We start from the raw sequence: 16863 nt of genomic DNA on the forward strand, positions 1-16863 counted from the left end.
TCACTACTCCTCTTCTGAATGGTTGATGTGTAAGGCAACTGGCTGAACGGCCGCCGCGCCACTAACTGGCAATTGATGTGCAGCTAAGAGGTCGGGGGCCGGGTGTTGCGTGAAGTACCGTTTGGCGTACGGATCAAGAACCTTAACGGTAACGTTCGCGGCAGTAGCCAATTCCGTAAAACGTTTTATCAAGTCTGCGGCACGTTCGGTTGCGGGCTGAGAGGGGCGAACGAAAATCTGTTCAAGGACCCAACTCGTTGTGCTTAAACGTAAGTAATGTAGGCTTGCCAGCAACTGCTCATCTTGAGTAATGGTCAGTTGGCCGGGTTCTTCCGTGATCGTCATGGCGGTTACTCCTTTCGTGACCAGTTACACCTTAGATTCTGGTCTATCACGCGGCGCTTGTCAACTCCTTTTCTCGAACGCCTTATCGGTCGGCAGATTTAGGCCGGAAATGGTGCGGACCAAGTTTGAAGCCTCGAAGAACACGAGTCTTCAAGCTCGGTCTCCCACTAAGACAGCAGGAAAAGCACCAACTGACTAAGTAGATCGATGCGCCTGAGACCATATCTGCCGGTCTCTCGGCTTACATAGCTATCTAATGATGTAATGGCGATAAAAGTTAAGAACTAAAGCATTGTTTCCGATTAAACTGATAGCGTAAGATATTTATGGATTTATTTGTAGTTGATGAGTCCAAGCTAAGCCGGAGGAGGACAGGGACGGAGCCAGCTGTGAGAATTGTGTTGGTTAGCGTTCCTTGCTAGCCTACACAATGGGCGATTTTGAAGCCACGCTTTTTTCGTGGCTTCAAAACGAGCGAGAAGCCCGTTCTTTGGCTGAAGCGTCCCCACAGCAGGCGGAATCCCTGGCAGCCGTAGTGCGGAAATTTTCACGCGATTCAAAGAAACTTCGTCTGGGGAACACGCTTTTGCTGGTAATCTAGTCGTATCTTGCTTATCCTAGTAACAGAGTAAGTTGCGACGTAAAAATCGATGAGGGAGTGTTTAATTATGCAACGGGGATTTGAAATTGTTAGTAAATATGCGGATAAAGGAATCAAATTGCCTTACCGGACCACTCAACAGGCGGCGGGATATGACTTTGAATGTGCTGAGGACTTTACATTACCGTCTATTTGGCGGCATGGCTTGCTACACGCGTTCAAGCCTTTGCGGCATAGAGAACAGTTAACGACGGCCGAATTGACCGCCGGCAACCACGACCTCAAGCCGTGGCTGGTTCCAACCGGAATCAAGGCATACATGCGGCCCGGAGAAGTTCTGATGTTGGCTAACCGGTCAAGCAATCCGTTGAAACATAACTTGATTTTGCCCAATGGGGTCGGGATTATCGACGCTGACTACTACAACAATGAAAAAAACGAAGGCGAAATTTTCGTCCAACTGGTCAACGTTGGTCTCCAAGATGTGGTCATCAAAAAGGGCCAGCGAATTGCCCAAGGCTTGTTCATGCCTTACCTGTTAGCCGACGGTGAACAGATTCCAGAACAGCGGCGGACCGGTGGATTTGGCTCATCCGACAGAAACTAATTTTTTTAGAATATCCCAACAGACTAGTGGGGGAAACCACCCGTGGTATGCTAAAATAGGGGTACTGAAATTAAGAGATAAGGGGAATGCACGTGGCTAAACAGAAAACGAACTTTGTTTGTCAAAATTGTGATTATAGTTCGCCACGTTACTTGGGCCGTTGCCCAAACTGTGGCGAGTGGAATACGATGGTCGAAGAGGTTGTCGTTCCGGAGTCGGCCAAGCCACAATCAACGCGAATCAAGCCTTCTGGTGAGCACTCTAAGCCACAGCTGATGAGTGAGATCAAGCACTCAACCGAATCTCGTGTGAAGACGCAGATGGAAGAACTCAACCGGGTCTTAGGTGGGGGAATCGTCCCCGGCTCACTGATCCTGATTGGTGGGGACCCCGGAATCGGGAAATCCACGCTGTTGCTGCAAGTGTCTGGGCAACTCAGCCAGACTGGTGGCAAGGTCTTGTATGTTTCTGGTGAAGAAAGTGCGTCACAGATCAAGATGCGGGCGGACCGCTTAGTGGTTAACAGTGATCATCTTTATCTCTATCCAGAGACTGACATGGCCAGCATTCGGGAAAATATTGAAGAGATGCAGCCGGATTACGTGGTCATTGACTCCGTTCAAACCATGCAGGCACCTGGCATTGAATCCGCCATTGGCTCGGTTTCTCAGATTCGGGCGGTCACCGGCGAACTGATGCAGATTGCGAAGACCAACGGCATCACGATTTTTGTCGTGGGTCATGTGACCAAGGGTGGAGCCATCGCTGGCCCTAAGATCCTGGAGCACATGGTGGATACGGTCTTGTACTTCGAAGGCGACATGCACTACAGTTACCGAATCTTGCGGGCAGTGAAGAACCGGTTTGGCTCAACTAATGAATTGGGGATCTTTGAGATGCGCGATGGCGGCCTTTATGAGGTAGCCAACCCATCTGAAATGTTCCTCGAAGAACGGCTCAAGGACGCTACCGGATCATCCATTGTGGTTTCAATGGAAGGGACGCGGCCAATTTTAGTAGAAGTGCAAGCGTTGATCACGCCATCGGTCTTTGGTAACGCGCAACGGACGTCGAGTGGGTTGGATCGCAACCGGGTCTCCCTGCTGATGGCCGTGCTGGAAAAGCGGGCCAATTTGATGCTACAAAATCAGGATGCCTTTTTAAAGGCGGCTGGTGGGGTCAAACTCGACGAGCCGGCCATTGATTTGGCCATCGCTATGAGTATTGCTTCTAGCTACCGCGACACCGCGACGAATGCTACGGACTGCTTCGTGGGTGAAGTCGGCTTGACCGGTGAAATTCGCCGGGTCAGTCGGGTCGAACAACGGGTCGGTGAAGCTAAGAAGCTTGGGTTTAAACGAATTTTTGTTCCTAAGAATAACCTGCAGGGGTGGACGCCACCGAAGGGCATTGAAGTCATCGGCGTCTCCACGTTACGGCAGACTTTAAAATTAGCGCTGGACGTTTAAGTCGGGCACTTTGAAGGGAGGTGAATTTATGCGTAAACGGACAGTTATTTTAGTCATATTTGCCATCTTAGGTGGAATCATGGGTGCCGTGTACCTCACGCGTCTCTGGCTCGTGATGGGAATCTCCAATCATCTCGTCAACAACCTAATTGTCAATGTCTTGCTTGGTGCTATTATTTTCCTTATTTTGGGTATGCTCTTTGCGGGAGTCTTGATTCGATTGATTAATCAGGTCGAGGCTTACTTGAACAAGCAGAACCCAATGACTTTGATTTTTGGCAGTTTACTTACGATTGTCGGCTTAGCGTTGGCCCTTTTGATTTCGCAATTTCTTTTCCGCGTGCCTTCATTCTTCATCAGTAACGTGATTCCACTGATCCTGATGATCCTGTTTGGGTACTTTGGGTTCCGCAGTGGGACACGACTCAGCAAGATTCGGGCTGAGGAGTGGCGAAAGCTGTTCCAACCCCGGGCGAAGAAGACCGAGGAAGAGGCCGATAAAAAGGTTCTGGATAAGCAAACGGAACCGAATTTCCATCACTATAAGATTTTGGATACGAACATTTTAATCGATGGGCGGATCTATGATCTGGCGAAGACCGGGTTCCTGGAAGGGACATTGTTAGTTCCTAACTTTGTGCTGTACGAACTGCAGTATATTGCAGACTCCAGCGATTCCATCAAACGGGTGCGGGGCCGGCGGGGCTTGGATATTCTAAACAAACTCCAAAACGAACACATCATGCCAATCGAAATGTATGAGGGGGACTTCGAGGATATTCCCGAGGTCGATAGCAAGTTGATTGCGCTCGCCAAACAAAACGGCGGGGTCATCGTGACTAACGACTATAACCTGAATAAAGTGATTCAGTTCCAAAATGTGCAGGTGTTGAACATTAACTCGTTAGCCAACGCCTTGAAACCACGAGTTATCCCGGGTGAAAACCTCCACGTCATGGTGGTTAAGAACGGGACCGAACGGCAACAAGGGGTGGCTTACTTGGATGATGGAACGATGGTCGTCGTTGAAGATGGCCGCTACTTCATCAACAAGCAGCTCGATGTTGTGGTTACCAGCGCAATTCAAACGGATGCTGGGCGAATGATCTTCGCTAAGCCCTTGCACTCCAGCAAGAACATCGAAGAACAGGCCGATGCCGGGAAATCTGGCACAGGCAAAACAAGCACTGGCTCCAAGAACACCAAACGTTCTCGGTAAGAGTCAAAAATTGGTACCGTAGCGGGAAGTTACGGCGCCAATTTCCGTTTTCTGGGAAGGATTGAGGCCCACACCTTTATTTTTCCGCGATGGCATTGTACACTTAAGGCACTGTGTCATGAAAACATGGCAGTATTTAAATAAAACGTGAAATAAATCTAGAAAGAGGCGCAAACGTTTTGGCGAAAAATTCAATTCGGGTTCGGTACGCACCGAGCCCAACCGGTCATTTACACATTGGTAATGCCCGGACGGCCATTTTCAACTATTTATTTGCCCGTCACAACAAGGGTAAGTTCATCATTCGGATCGAGGATACTGATACGAAGCGGAACATCGCTGACGGTGAACGGAGCCAATTAGAAAACTTAAAGTGGCTCGGCTTGGACTGGGATGAAGGTCCCGATGTCGGTGGGGATTACGGTCCTTACCGTCAGTCCGAACGGCGCGACATTTACACGCCACTCATCCAACAACTGTTAGATGAAGGCAAGGCTTACGAATCATACCGGACGGAAGACGAATTAACTGCCGACCGGGAAGCGCAAAAAGCTCGTAAGGAAATGCCACACTACGAATATGAATACGCTGGTATGGACGAAGAAGAAAAACAAGCTGCCATTGACGCCGCTAAGGCTAAGGGCTTGAAGCCGGTTATTCGTTTCCGCGTACCCAAGGACGAAATCTTCGAATGGGACGACATGGTTAAGGGACACGTGTCCTTCAACTCCGATACCATTGGTGGGGACTTCGTTATCGCCAAGCGCGATGGCATGCCAACCTACAACTTTGCCGTTGTGGTTGACGACCACAAGATGGCAATCAGCCACGTCTTCCGTGGGGATGACCACGTTGCCAACACGCCAAAGCAATTGATGATCTACCAAGCATTCGGCTGGGAAGCACCAAAGTTCGGCCACATGAGCTTGATCATCAGCAAGGACACCGGTAAGAAGCTGTCCAAGCGTGACGAATCCGTCTTACAATTCATCGAACAATATCGTGACTTGGGTTACCTGCCAGAAGCCATGTTCAACTTCATTCTGTTGTTGGGCTGGTCACCAGTGGGCGAAGACGAAATCTTCAACCGGAAGCAATTCATCAAGATGTACGACGAAACGCGCCTGAGTTCTTCACCTGCAACGTTTGACAGCGATAAGTTGGAATGGTTGAACAACCGTTACGTCAAGGATGCCGACGACAGTACCATCATGGACTTGGCCTTGAAGCAATTGATCAAGGCGGGGAACATTCCTGCTAACCCTGACACGTCAACGATTGAATGGTCACGTCAACTCATCAACCTTTACAAGCGGCAAATGAGTTACATGGCCCAAATCAATGACATGGCTTCCGTCTTCTTCCAGGAACCAGAACAGGTTTCTGGTGATGCCTTAGCTGAAATCAGCAATGACACGGCACCAATCGTGTTGAAGGAATTCGCTGAACAGATTGAAAAGCTGGACCTCTTTGACTCCGTAGAAATCTTCCACGTGATCAAGGCCGTTCAAGCCAAGACCGGTATCAAGGGTCGTCAACTTTGGATGCCAATCCGAATTGCCGTAACCCACGAAATGCACGGTCCAGAATTACCAGAATCCATTGAATTAGTTGGTCGCAAGACGGCCTTACAACACATTCACCAGACGTTAGCCCAACTCGAAGGCTAGTGTTTTGGTAAAGAAGCCGAATATGAGCGGATAAGCTGCTCATTCGGCTTCTTTGTTTTCTCCGGGATATGCTACAATGGAGCTAACTCATTTGGTTCTGTGGCTTGGTGGAAATTGGTCGCACTGCGGCTGCCAGGGATTCCGCCTGCTGTGGGGACGTTTCAGCCTGGAAGACCACCAGTCTTCTCACTCGCTTTGAAGCCACACAAAAATCGTGTGGCTTCAAAGTCGCCCATGGTGTAAGTCGGGAAAATTCTCCCGACTAACGCCATTATCACGGCTGGCTACATCCCTGACTGCCTCCGGCTATGACTGTTCGTTCATGCGGCAGATGTTGATAATCAGATAGTGTAGCTGCCGATTTTTGGCATTGCTGTTCTGCCGGTTTCAGGTCTGCTACCATTGAACGACAGTGTGAGCCGAGAGGTCGGCAGATATGGGCTCAGGCGCGTCGTTCTGCTTAGTCGGCGTTTTTGGCCGGCTTAGCAGAAGACCAACCTTGGAGACTCGGCACTTTTGAGGCTTCAAGTTGTGTCCGCACCAATCCAGCCCATATCTGCCGACCGGTAAGGCGCAGGCTAACCGCTACAGAATCAAAATAAAAAAGTGACGCGAAAGGAGCCTTGGGATGCTCAAAGTATTTAACACACTGACTCGGCAAAAAGAGACTTTCGAGCCAATTACCCCCGGTGTGGTCAACATGTACGTGTGTGGCCCAACCGTTTATAATTACATTCACATTGGTAACGCGCGGAGTGCCATTGCGTTTGACACGATTCGTCGCTACTTCGAATACCGCGGTTACCAAGTCAAATATGTTTCTAACTTTACTGATGTCGACGATAAGATGATTAATGAGGCGCACCGGTTAGGGATTACGGTGCCTGAATTGGGGGACCGCTTTATTGCGGCCTTCAAGGAGGATACGGCGGCGTTAAACATTGAGCCAGCTACGGTCAATCCACGGGCAACGGACCACATCAATGAGATTATTTCCTTTGTGCAAGATTTGATTGACAAGGGGTACGCCTATCCGGTTGATGGGGACGTCTATTACCGGGCTCATAAGTTTGCCCACTATGGTGAATTGGCGCACATGAACCTAGATGACTTGGAAGAGGGCGCTTCACAGCATACCAATGACGAGGAGACCGCTCGCAAGGAAGATCCCGTCGACTTTGCGCTCTGGAAGGGCGCTAAGCCCGGTGAAATCTCCTGGCCATCTCCTTGGGGTGCCGGTCGCCCCGGGTGGCACATCGAGTGTTCCGTCATGTCGACCCATTACCTCGGCGATACCTTTGACATTCATGGGGGCGGCGAAGACCTGATCTTCCCGCATCATCAAAATGAAATCGCTCAGAGTGAAGCTAAGACGGGGAAAACCTTTGTTCACTACTGGTTACACAATGGTTTTGTGACCATCGGCGATGACAATGAAAAGATGAGCAAGTCACTGGGCAACTTTGTGACGGTCCATGACATTTTAAAGACCGTTGACGCCCAAACGCTACGCTTCTTCATGGCAACGACCCAGTATCGGCGACCAATTCAATACAGCCAACGAAACTTGGACACGGCTGCCCGGAACCTCGAGCGGCTACAGACGGCCTATGACAACATGGGCTACCGCTTAAAGGACGCCGAAGAGGGTAACGACCCGAAGACGGAACAGGAAACGCGGCAAATCGTGGCTGATTATATTGATGCCATGGATGACGATTTCAACGTTCAAAACGGGGCCTCTGAAGTCTACGACCTGGCGCGGTTAGGCAACGTTTATGCTGAACGCCCAGTGGTCTTCAAGGGCACACTGGAATTCATGCGGAAAACGTTGACGGACTTACTGAGCGTCTTTGGTATCAAGTTAGCGGCCGCCGGTGAATTGGACGACGACCACATTGAGGCGTTGATTCAAGAACGAATCGAAGCCCGGAACAACCGGAACTTTGAACGCAGCGATGAAATTCGCGAACAACTTAAAAACCAAGGAATCATTTTGGAAGATACGCCCCAAGGGACGCGTTGGAGAAAGGGAAATTAATGACAACTGAAGTAGCAGATTATCGACAATTGAACGGGGTCGCACTGGCCTACATGGGTGACGCGGCATACGAGGTCATCATTCGCCGGCATTTGATCGCAGAAGGCCTGGCCAAGCCCAACCATTTACAAAAGACGGCAACGCACTACGTTTCGGCCAAGGCCCAAGCGGCGTTGATTAACTTGATGGAACAGGACAAGCTCCTGAGTGAGGACGAATGGACGATGTTCAAACGCGGGCGGAATGCCAAGAGCTATACCCACGCCAAGAACACGGACGTCGTGACTTACCGAATCTCAACCGGGTTTGAAGCACTCATGGGCTACTTGGCCCTGAGTGGCAAGCAAGACCGAGTAGACGAATTGGGACAATGGTGCATTCAACAAGTGGAAGCGGGGCGAACTGAATAATGAAACCAGAACAATCAGAAAAAGATATCAGCAGTGACTTTGTCATTGGCCGGCACCCAGCCGTAGCGGCTTTACGGAGCCAACAGACCATCAACAAGGTGTTCTTACAGAGCGGGTTAAAGGCCGAAGCACTCGACGAGATTCGTCAGTTGGCAAAGAAACGCCATTTGGTCATTTCCGAAGTTCCTAAGCAAAAGCTGGACCTCTTAACGGATCACCAAAATCATCAAGGAGTGGCCTTAGGGGTTGCGGCCTTTGAGTACGCCACTATTGATGACTTATTCGCCAAAGCCGAAGCTGCCGGCGAAGCACCATTCTTCTTAATTTTGGATGGCGTTGAAGATCCCCATAACCTGGGGTCGATCTTACGGACGGCCGATGCCAGTGGTGTTCACGGGATCATCATTCCCAAGCGGCGCGCAGTTGGTCTGACCTCCGTGGTTGCTAAGACGTCGACTGGGGCCATCGAAACGGTGCCGGTTGCTCGGGTCACGAACATGGTCAACACGGTCAAGGAGCTGAAGGACCGCGGCTTGTGGATCTTTGGGACCGACATGGACGGGACCGACTACCGCGACTGGGACGCTAAGGGCGCCAGCGCACTGATCATCGGTAACGAAGGCAAGGGCATTTCGCGCCTGCTGAAGGAAACGGTCGACGTGACGTTGACGATTCCAATGGTTGGTCACGTGCAAAGCCTAAACGCCAGCGTTGCGGCCGGATTGTTGATGTACCAAGGCTTCAGTTCTCGTCACCCCGTGCAACACTAAGTCAAAAAGAAATGAGCGAGGGATAATGAAAGAAGACATTTTAATTGTCGATGCCTATAACATGATCGGCAACTGGCCCAAACTCAATCGGTTGAAATTAGCAGACCGGTTACCAGAAGCACGGGATGAGCTGCTGAGTATGTTGGCCAACTATCGTAAGCTTCGCGATGCATCGATCACCGTGGTGTTTGATGCCATGTACGTTCCTGGCATTTCGAAGAGCTATAAGCAATTCGACTTAGAGGTCGTTTGGACGAACCGCGACGAAACGGCGGATAGCTACATTGAAAAATTGGCCAAGGAGCGGCAGACCCGGTTCACTCAAGTCACGGTCGCCACTAGTGACCAGGCTGAACAGTGGACCATCTTCTCCGAAGGTGCCCTCCGAATCCCAGCAGGTGAACTCCTCAGAGACATCGAACGGGCCCAAAACGAGGTCAAACAGACGGCCCGCGAGTTCGCGGACAAGGGCATGGTGCGTAAATCACCATGGAATGATCAGCAGCTCTATAAGCTAGAGAAGTTGCGCGACCAAATGATGGCGAAACCAGCGAAGAAGAAAAAGTAGCTAACAGCGTTATCAAATGTGGACAAGCGAGTGATTAACTTTATGACCAGGTAGTTTTTGAATATTCACGGTAGACCGCTGGGCAGTACTTGTTTATCGTGCGGGGGTCAAACCGTGGTGAACGTATTTTGTTACTTTTAATGTCGCGGTTGACTGCAATGTGAGCCGAGAGGTCGACAGATATGGGCTCAGGCGCGTCGTTCTGCTTAGTCGGCGGTGGTCTTCCGGCGACTTAGCAGAAGACCAACCTTGTAGACTCGGGTTTTTCGAGGCTTCAAGTTGTGTCCGCACCGTTCCAGTCCATATCTGTCGGCCGGTAAGGCGCAGGTCAGCACAACGTTGCCAATCATTGAAGCAAAATATAAATTTTAAAATGAACGTTCGTTCGCTCGGCGAAAGGGCGGCCTTCCCGTAGACTGGAAATTACCAGACGAAGGGGAGGCTTTTTCATTGACTGAGTTAAGCGATACCGCACTATTAGAGTTGATTCACCAAGGGACGGATTCACCCGCGTTGGGCGTTTTGTTTGAACGTTATCGCCCGGTCCTGTACCGGATGCAGCACCGCTATTTTATTCCCGGTCACGATGCCGACGATTGGGAACAAGAGGCGCTATTGGTTTTCTGTACCGTCATTGAAAATTTTAAATTTAGTCGTTCCTTAAGCTTTGGTGCCTTTTACCGGTTGAATTTAGCCCACCGCGTCTACGATTTGATTCGCAAAAGTCATGCGTTAAAGCGTCAAGCGGGGCAACTTCCACTTTCGATCGAAGAACACGGTGCCTACTTCGCCGATACTTTAGTCGATGAGCATTGGCTCGTACGGGAACAACTGGAGGTCAAGGAAACCTTGCTACAATTGCAAGGTGAGCTGTCAGCAATCGAGCGCATCGTGTTTACGGGACTGGTCCAGGGCAGTAGTTTAGGGGCCATCAGTCAGCAACAGACCTTACCGTTAAACCAGGTGATTTCCGCGGCGCACAGAAGTCAGATCAAGCTGCGTCGACTATTAGCCGAATGATTGACGGGCGGGGCAAACGATGGTAAGCTATTGCAGTATGAGTTGAAAACGATTTGATCAAAGGTGGTGGCAAAATGGCTCAACGGAAAATTGCCCTGGCTTGTTCGGTTTGCGGGTCACGGAATTACACCATCACAGCAAGTGCAACCCGCACGAAAAGGCTAGAGGTTATGAAGTTTTGTAAGTACTGCGGTAAGCACACGTTACACCGCGAAACCCGTTAATTTGACTAATCACAACGACAAACACTAATTTTAGGGAGGCAACACCATGCGTTTATTCCGTTTTTTTAAGTCAGTCGGACAGGAAATGAAACAAGTTTCTTGGCCAGGCCCTAAGCAGACCCGGCACGATACTGGGACTGTCGTCGGTATCTCAGTTCTGTTCGCAATCTTCTTTGCGGTTGTGGACTGGGTGGTTCAGTTTGGCCTGAAGTTCCTCGCTTAGTGGAATTGTCGGTAGTCAAATGTGACTAAATATGCTATATTAGTAGGTAACAGGGAACTTCGTGTACGCGGAGTTTTTTTATTTTGCTCGAAAAGTCAATGAAATTAAAGGAGTGCACCAAAATGGTTGAGTCAGCTGAAAAGCAATGGTACGTTCTTCACACCTACGCAGGTTACGAGAACAAGGTTATGGCAAACTTGGATTCCCGGGCCGAATCAATGGGGATGCAAGACAACATCTTCCGGGTCGTCGTTCCCGAAGAAGAGGAACACGAAGTTAAGAACGGTAAAGATAAGGTCACGATGGAAAAGACTTTCCCTGGCTACGTCTTGGTTGAAATGGTCATGAGTGACCAAGCTTGGTACATTGTGCGGAACACACCTGGTGTTACTGGGTTCTTGGGTTCTCATGGTCAAGGGAGTAAGCCAACACCATTGTTACCTGATGAAGTTGAACGCATCTTACGGCGGGTCGGGATTTCTGCTCGGCATGCCGACCTGGATGTCGCTCCTGGCGATTCCGTCACGATCGTCGATGGTGCCTTCAGTGGCTTAGTTGGTAAGATTACGGAAGTCGACGACGAAAAGATGAAGTTGAAGGTCAACATTGACATGTTCGGTCGGGAAACCAGTACTGAACTGAACTTCGACCAAGTCGACCCAATTTTAGGTTAATTTGAAAAGAACTTGTTGCAGTTAGTAAAGTGTGGTATGATTCTCAGGTATGCGTGATGCATATGTACAAAGTGGGAGGGGCAAACTAACAGCCCCACTTACCACACACGGACTCAAGGAGGTATTGTCTCGTGGCTAAAAAAGTAGCTAATGTCGTTAAATTACAGATTCCTGCGGGTAAAGCAACCCCAGCTCCCCCAGTTGGACCAGCTTTAGGTCAAGCAGGTATCAACATCATGGGCTTCACTAAGGAATTCAACGCTCGTACCGCTGACCAAGCTGGTATGATCATTCCTGTTGTGATCAGTGTCTATGAAGATCGTTCCTTTGATTTCATCACCAAGACCCCTCCAGCAGCTGTTCTGTTGAAGAAGGCCGCTGGTGTTGAAAGTGGTTCTGGCGAACCTAACACGAAAAAGGTTGCTACGGTAACCAAGGATCAAGTTAAGCAAATCGCTGAAACTAAAATGCAAGATCTAAACGCAGCTGATGTTGAAGCAGCTATGCGCATGATTGAAGGTACTGCCCGGAGCATGGGCTTCACGGTCGAAGGTTAAGCTCAGTTTTCGGATAGTCGGACACTTCACGAAAATGAAATGTGTCAAGTGGGAGGTTTATCCGTTACAACCACATTTGCAAGGAGGAATACACAAAAATGGCTCACAAACGAGGTAAGAATTATCAAGACGCTGCCAAAATGGTCGAGGCTGACAAGGTCTACGGCATGGGCGACGCGATTGATTTAGTTAAGAAGATGGATTTCGCTAAGTTCGACGCAACTGTTGAAGTTGCTTTCAAGCTTAACGTTGACACAAAGCAAGCGGACCAACAACTCCGTGGCGCATTAGTATTACCAAATGGTACCGGTAAGGAAACCACGGTAATCGTATTCGCTAAGGGTGACCAAGCTAAGGCTGCACAAGCTGCCGGTGCTGACGTTGTTGGCGAACAAGACTTAGTAGAACGCATCCAAGACGGCTGGTTGGACTTTGACGTTGCTATTGCAACGCCAGACATGATGGCCCAAGTTGGTCGTTTAGGCCGTGTCTTAGGACCTAAGGGCTTAATGCCTAACCCTAAGACGGGGACTGTTACGATGAACGTCGAAAAGGCTGTTTCCGATGCTAAGAACGGGCAAGTTACTTACCGGACTGACCGGGACGGTAACGTTGCTGTTCCATTTGGTAAGGTTTCCTTTGATGCTGACAAGCTTGCCGGCAACTTGAAGACCATTGCCGAAACGATTGTTCGTATCCGCCCAGCCGCTGTGCGTGGGACTTACGTTCAACACGTTTCAATCGCATCAACGTTCGGCCCTAGTGTCGACGTTGACTTGGCTTCTTTATTAGCCTAAGTAAAATGTGATTTAAAAAAATCCCTTGCAATACGTTGACAGTGATGTCGAAGTATTGTATGCTATTGAAGTTGTATTTAATAGATCTACCTAAGACTCAGGTGGCCTAATGGTCTTAATTTCCTGCCGAGGAAGAAGTTTACTTAAACTTTGGACTCCTTATGTCTTGGTGGCATAGGGATTTTTTTATCCCACCAAACTACTCCGGGAGGTGAATTAATTTGAGTGAACAAGCTATCGCAATTAAGGCAAAAAAGGTTGATGAGGTTGTTGAAAAATTCAACAACGCCACCAGTGCTATCGTTGTTGACTACCGTGGTTTAACTGTTGAAGAAGCAACTGAATTACGGAAGCAATTACGTGAAGCCGGCGTTCATATGAGCGTTATCAAGAACAAGATTTTGGTTCGGGCTGCTGAAAAGGCTGGTTACAGTGATCTTAACGATCTCTTTGCAGGCCCTACTGCTGTTGCTTTCTCTGACGAGGATGCAATTGCCCCAGCTAAAGTTTTGAAGAAGTTTGCTGACGGTGTTGATGACCTTGAAATCAAGGGTGGTTTCATCGAAGACAAGATTGTCTCCGTTGACGAAATCAATGCTTATGCAAGCTTGCCAAGTCGTGAAGATCTTCTTTCTATGCTGGCTAATGTATTACAAGCACCAGTACGGAACGTGGCTTACGCGGTTAAGGCTATTGCTGAAAAGGGTGACGAAGGCGACGCAGCCTAAGTTCCTGATTCAAATTTGAAACATAAAATATAAAACCCAATTATTGGAGGAAAATAACATGGCTTTTGATAAAGATGCTATCATCGCTTCTCTTAAAGAAGCATCCATTACTGACCTTAACGACTTAGTTAAGGGTATCGAAGACGAATTCGGCGTATCCGCTGCTGCCCCAGTTGCTGCAGCCGGTGCTGCTGGTGGCGACGCTGCTGCCAAGGATTCATTCGACGTTGAATTAACTGAATCTGGTGACGCCAAGGTTAAGGCCATCAAGGCTGTCCGTGAAATCACTGGTTTAGGTTTGAAGGACGCTAAGGGTCTTGTTGACAACGTACCATCTGTCATCAAGGAAGGCGTTTCTGAAGACGAAGCTAACGACATCAAGGAAAAGCTTGAAGCCGTTGGTGGTGTGGTTACGCTTAAGTAGTCACCTTCACTTACGAAATGAAAAACCGTTGCCTGTGGGTGACGGTTTTTTTGTGCGACAAAATTCAGCTCGGGGTGCCACACCACGGACTGTTAGGCGAAAAAACGGGTATTCTTTAAATTTTCGTCTTAATCTAGCACGAATGGATAGTAATTTAGCCGAAAAATGATTAAGCTAGGTGAGAAGTTAATCACGAACGGAGTGAAGAAATGGCCGGAACAATTTTAATTGTTGAAGACGACGAAGCGTTGCTGTCTTCGCTGACAACGGAGCTACAATTTGAGGACTACACCGTATTGAACGCTATGGATGGGAAAACGGCGCTGGAAATTTACGAGTCGAATCGCGGACAGCTCGACCTGGTGCTGTTAGATTGGATGTTACCGGAACTTGACGGTCTGGGCGTTTTACGGCGGATTCGTAAGCATGACGACTTACCCGTCATCATGATGACTGCCCGCGATTATGTTGGTGACAAAGTAGCTGGTCTCGACACTGGGGCGGACGACTATATTACGAAACCATTTGAAATCGAAGAACTCCTAGCGCGGATTCGCGTCATTTTACGGCATCAGAACCGCCAGGCCATCGTGGACAGTCAGTTGCACGTGGCAGATGTGACGTTGGACACCCGGGCACGCCAGGTTCTGCGCAACGGCAAGCTGGTTCAGCTCACGCAGCGCGAGTATGAGCTCTTACTCTGCTTGATGAAAAATGCTGGCCAAACGATGACCCGGGATGAACTATTGGATGCAGTCTGGGGCGTTGACTTCGAAGGACAACCGAACGTGGTGGACGTCTATATTCGCTACTTGCGTCATAAACTGAACGAAGAACAGGCGCCGCACCTGATTCATACCGTTCGTGGTGTTGGTTACGTTCTTTCCGCCGAATACAGTGGGTGATGCGCATGGTGAAAAGTAAACGGCAAATCACGACCGCCCAGGAGATTCAGCGGCGCTTTGTGTGGATGCTGGTCATCGTGACCCTGGTCATGGGCATGGCAATTGTTAGCACGGTCGGTTATCAGCTGGTGAAGCAGAGCGAGCAATCTTCAGTCGAATTGATGGCGAGCTTGAAACGGTCGATCATTGACGACAAGCCAGATTGGCAGCGTTGGCGAAAGAATAGTTCAATCAATACCAAGAATACCTTCGTGCGGGTCTACAACAGTAAGATCGGTGAGGCTCCGGCAACTTTTTACTCACCGAATACGAGTCAATTTATCAAAGCCAGACATTATCGGATGCCGATTTTCTCGGCAGTCGCCTATACGCCTAGGTATGGGTTTACCTATTATCGGTCCGGGGAACGGTTAGGAATTCAATCAGAGATCTGGCTGAGCCTATCGCCAATCACAACGGTCTTGCTATCGGTGGTTGGCGTAGTCCTCGTGATTATGCTACTGACGATTATTTTGGGCTGGGCGTACGTGCGGCTCACGGCTAAACATATTACGGAACCATTAGCAAGCCTCAACGTGGCGGCCCGTGAGCAGTCCCAGACACAGACGATTAAGGCGGCGCTGCCCGTGCCCAATCAGCCGAGTGAGGTCACAGAACTAGCTAAGAGTTTCAACGACCTGCTGGCGGCAATCAACGAGCACGCTGTTCAGGAGCGAGAGTTCATTTCCAATGCCGCTCACGAATTGCGGACGCCGATTGCGGCCATTCGGGGCCACGTGCGGTTGATTGAGCGGCGGGGGGCCGAACACCCTGAAATCATCCCCAAGTCCGTGCAGTTCATTGACGAGGAATCGACGCGGATGCAAAAGCTAGTCAACAGCCTGCTGACGCTGTCACGAGCCGACCGGGGAACGCTAACGCTTGATTATTTCGACGTGGCAGAAGCGATTAACGAAACGGTTGAGGAAGAACGCGCCGTTTTGCAGCAGCCAATTCGGGTTACTGGTGTAGATTCGGCCATCGTCTTTGGAAATGCCGAAAGTGTCCAGCAGATACTGACGGCCCTGATCGACAATGCGGGCAAATATGCACCAGCAGACCAACCCATCACGGTGGCCTTGAAGGTAACCCATGAGCGTGTTGAACTCCGGGTTCAGGACCTGGGATTAGGTGTGGCGGACGCAGACAAACCGCACATCTTTGAACGGTTCTACCGCGTAGACTCTGCTCGCACCCGCCAAATTGGGGGTACAGGCCTGGGCCTGGCCATTGTCGCCCAGCTCGTTAAGCTTAATCACGCCACAATCAAGGTGGTCGATAACCAGCCACAGGGGAGTCAGTTTGTGCTGACCTTCGAGGAGCAAACGGCGGTTGATGGCGAACGCGACTGACAGTCTATTAGAACCTGGTCTTGGCAGTCGCAGTGCGGCCAAATTCAGCAAGGCTGATCTTGACGCGTTCACTAAAGGTTGAAAGATGACTTGTCTGCTTCATTCCAGTATTGGCACGAGTTGATACCGCTAAATTAATGTACATTGGCCGCACTGCGGCTGCCAGGGATTCCGCCTGCTGTGGGGACGCTTCAGCCTGGAAGAACACCAGTCTTCTCGC

Annotated in this window: 20 protein-coding genes and 1 other annotated feature; of the genes, 18 read left to right on the forward strand and 2 right to left on the reverse strand. The window is 49.7% G+C overall.

The window, feature by feature from the left end; genetic code table 11:
• Positions 1-3: 3 nt before the first annotated feature.
• Positions 4-345, reverse strand: a complete 342-nt coding sequence (locus JUF10_RS12580; protein WP_203642861.1) for an acetyltransferase — start codon at positions 343-345, stop codon at positions 4-6.
• A 668-nt stretch (positions 346-1013) separates the two neighbouring features.
• Here JUF10_RS12580 and JUF10_RS12585 point away from each other — a divergent pair.
• The 18 genes from JUF10_RS12585 to JUF10_RS12670 all read left to right on the forward strand — a co-directional run bounded on the left by JUF10_RS12585 (position 1014) and on the right by JUF10_RS12670 (position 16643).
• Positions 1014-1553 carry a dCTP deaminase/dUTPase family protein gene (locus JUF10_RS12585; RefSeq protein ID WP_203642863.1) on the forward strand — a complete coding sequence of 180 codons (540 nt, stop codon included), beginning with the start codon at positions 1014-1016 and terminating at the stop codon, positions 1551-1553.
• A 92-nt stretch (positions 1554-1645) separates the two neighbouring features.
• Complete coding sequence (radA, locus tag JUF10_RS12590; RefSeq protein WP_203642865.1) at positions 1646-3022, forward strand: DNA repair protein RadA; 1377 nt, start codon at positions 1646-1648, stop codon at positions 3020-3022.
• A gap of 28 nt (positions 3023-3050) precedes the next feature.
• Positions 3051-4241: a PIN/TRAM domain-containing protein gene (locus JUF10_RS12595; protein ID WP_203642867.1), complete on the forward strand. Its 1191-nt coding sequence runs from the start codon at positions 3051-3053 to the stop codon at positions 4239-4241.
• A 179-nt stretch (positions 4242-4420) separates the two neighbouring features.
• The gene (gene gltX / locus JUF10_RS12600) at positions 4421-5911 is read left to right on the forward strand and encodes a glutamate--tRNA ligase (RefSeq protein ID WP_203642869.1); all 1491 of its coding nucleotides are present in this window, start codon (positions 4421-4423) and stop codon (positions 5909-5911) included.
• Positions 5912-6539: 628 nt separating this feature from the next.
• A complete protein-coding gene (cysS, locus tag JUF10_RS12605) occupies positions 6540-7952 on the forward strand; it encodes a cysteine--tRNA ligase (protein WP_203642871.1) in 1413 nt (470 codons plus the stop codon).
• Positions 7952-8362, forward strand: a complete 411-nt coding sequence (locus tag JUF10_RS12610; RefSeq protein WP_203642873.1) for a Mini-ribonuclease 3 — start codon at positions 7952-7954, stop codon at positions 8360-8362. The genes cysS and JUF10_RS12610 overlap by 1 nt, the downstream gene beginning before the upstream one ends.
• Positions 8362-9132 carry a 23S rRNA (guanosine(2251)-2'-O)-methyltransferase RlmB gene (gene rlmB, locus JUF10_RS12615; protein ID WP_203642876.1) on the forward strand — a complete coding sequence of 257 codons (771 nt, stop codon included), beginning with the start codon at positions 8362-8364 and terminating at the stop codon, positions 9130-9132. Before JUF10_RS12610 ends, rlmB begins: the two co-directional genes overlap by 1 nt.
• A gap of 25 nt (positions 9133-9157) precedes the next feature.
• Complete coding sequence (locus JUF10_RS12620; RefSeq protein ID WP_048732455.1) at positions 9158-9700, forward strand: NYN domain-containing protein; 543 nt, start codon at positions 9158-9160, stop codon at positions 9698-9700.
• A gap of 450 nt (positions 9701-10150) precedes the next feature.
• A complete protein-coding gene (locus JUF10_RS12625; RefSeq protein WP_203642883.1) occupies positions 10151-10720 on the forward strand; it encodes an RNA polymerase sigma factor in 570 nt (189 codons plus the stop codon).
• A 74-nt stretch (positions 10721-10794) separates the two neighbouring features.
• The gene (gene rpmG / locus JUF10_RS12630; protein ID WP_082153174.1) at positions 10795-10944 is read left to right on the forward strand and encodes a 50S ribosomal protein L33; all 150 of its coding nucleotides are present in this window, start codon (positions 10795-10797) and stop codon (positions 10942-10944) included.
• Positions 10945-10990: 46 nt separating this feature from the next.
• Entirely contained in the window at positions 10991-11167 is a 177-nt protein-coding gene (gene secE / locus JUF10_RS12635) for a preprotein translocase subunit SecE (RefSeq protein WP_125688442.1), read from the forward strand.
• A gap of 122 nt (positions 11168-11289) precedes the next feature.
• Positions 11290-11841 (forward strand): transcription termination/antitermination protein NusG, encoded by a 552-nt coding sequence (gene nusG, locus JUF10_RS12640; RefSeq protein ID WP_203642884.1) that lies wholly within the window; start codon positions 11290-11292, stop codon positions 11839-11841.
• Positions 11842-11972: 131 nt separating this feature from the next.
• Positions 11973-12398, forward strand: a complete 426-nt coding sequence (gene rplK / locus JUF10_RS12645; protein WP_057732912.1) for a 50S ribosomal protein L11 — start codon at positions 11973-11975, stop codon at positions 12396-12398.
• Between the two features lie 98 nt (positions 12399-12496).
• Entirely contained in the window at positions 12497-13195 is a 699-nt protein-coding gene (rplA, locus tag JUF10_RS12650) for a 50S ribosomal protein L1 (protein ID WP_048732451.1), read from the forward strand.
• A 71-nt stretch (positions 13196-13266) separates the two neighbouring features.
• Positions 13267-13391 (forward strand) — a sequence feature (ribosomal protein L10 leader region).
• Positions 13392-13416: 25 nt separating this feature from the next.
• A complete protein-coding gene (gene rplJ, locus JUF10_RS12655; RefSeq protein WP_048732450.1) occupies positions 13417-13923 on the forward strand; it encodes a 50S ribosomal protein L10 in 507 nt (168 codons plus the stop codon).
• Between the two features lie 58 nt (positions 13924-13981).
• Complete coding sequence (rplL, locus tag JUF10_RS12660) at positions 13982-14347, forward strand: 50S ribosomal protein L7/L12 (RefSeq protein ID WP_125688436.1); 366 nt, start codon at positions 13982-13984, stop codon at positions 14345-14347.
• A gap of 209 nt (positions 14348-14556) precedes the next feature.
• Complete coding sequence (locus JUF10_RS12665; RefSeq protein WP_203642885.1) at positions 14557-15252, forward strand: response regulator transcription factor; 696 nt, start codon at positions 14557-14559, stop codon at positions 15250-15252.
• Positions 15253-15257: 5 nt separating this feature from the next.
• Positions 15258-16643 (forward strand): sensor histidine kinase, encoded by a 1386-nt coding sequence (locus JUF10_RS12670; RefSeq protein ID WP_236008236.1) that lies wholly within the window; start codon positions 15258-15260, stop codon positions 16641-16643.
• 7 nt (positions 16644-16650) lie between these two features.
• Here the strand turns inward: JUF10_RS12670 and JUF10_RS12675 are convergent.
• Positions 16651-16863 (reverse strand): hypothetical protein (locus JUF10_RS12675; protein WP_203642887.1); only part of this gene is annotated, 213 nt, incomplete at its 5' end.

The sequence above is a fragment of the Levilactobacillus andaensis genome (genome assembly GCF_016861695.1).
GTDB classification, from domain to species: Bacteria; Bacillota; Bacilli; order Lactobacillales; family Lactobacillaceae; genus Levilactobacillus; species Levilactobacillus andaensis.

Coding starts and splice junctions, on each gene's coding strand:
- JUF10_RS12580 (WP_203642861.1), bottom strand. CDS start 345: ATGACGATCACGGAAGAACCCGGCCAACTGACCATTACTCAAGATGAG.
- JUF10_RS12585 (WP_203642863.1), top strand. CDS start 1,014: ATGCAACGGGGATTTGAAATTGTTAGTAAATATGCGGATAAAGGAATC.
- JUF10_RS12595 (WP_203642867.1), top strand. CDS start 3,051: ATGCGTAAACGGACAGTTATTTTAGTCATATTTGCCATCTTAGGTGGA.
- cysS (WP_203642871.1), top strand. CDS start 6,540: ATGCTCAAAGTATTTAACACACTGACTCGGCAAAAAGAGACTTTCGAG.
- JUF10_RS12610 (WP_203642873.1), top strand. CDS start 7,952: ATGACAACTGAAGTAGCAGATTATCGACAATTGAACGGGGTCGCACTG.
- rlmB (WP_203642876.1), top strand. CDS start 8,362: ATGAAACCAGAACAATCAGAAAAAGATATCAGCAGTGACTTTGTCATT.
- JUF10_RS12620 (WP_048732455.1), top strand. CDS start 9,158: ATGAAAGAAGACATTTTAATTGTCGATGCCTATAACATGATCGGCAAC.
- rpmG (WP_082153174.1), top strand. CDS start 10,795: ATGGCTCAACGGAAAATTGCCCTGGCTTGTTCGGTTTGCGGGTCACGG.
- secE (WP_125688442.1), top strand. CDS start 10,991: ATGCGTTTATTCCGTTTTTTTAAGTCAGTCGGACAGGAAATGAAACAA.
- nusG (WP_203642884.1), top strand. CDS start 11,290: ATGGTTGAGTCAGCTGAAAAGCAATGGTACGTTCTTCACACCTACGCA.
- rplA (WP_048732451.1), top strand. CDS start 12,497: ATGGCTCACAAACGAGGTAAGAATTATCAAGACGCTGCCAAAATGGTC.
- rplL (WP_125688436.1), top strand. CDS start 13,982: ATGGCTTTTGATAAAGATGCTATCATCGCTTCTCTTAAAGAAGCATCC.
- JUF10_RS12665 (WP_203642885.1), top strand. CDS start 14,557: ATGGCCGGAACAATTTTAATTGTTGAAGACGACGAAGCGTTGCTGTCT.
- JUF10_RS12670 (WP_236008236.1), top strand. CDS start 15,258: ATGGTGAAAAGTAAACGGCAAATCACGACCGCCCAGGAGATTCAGCGG.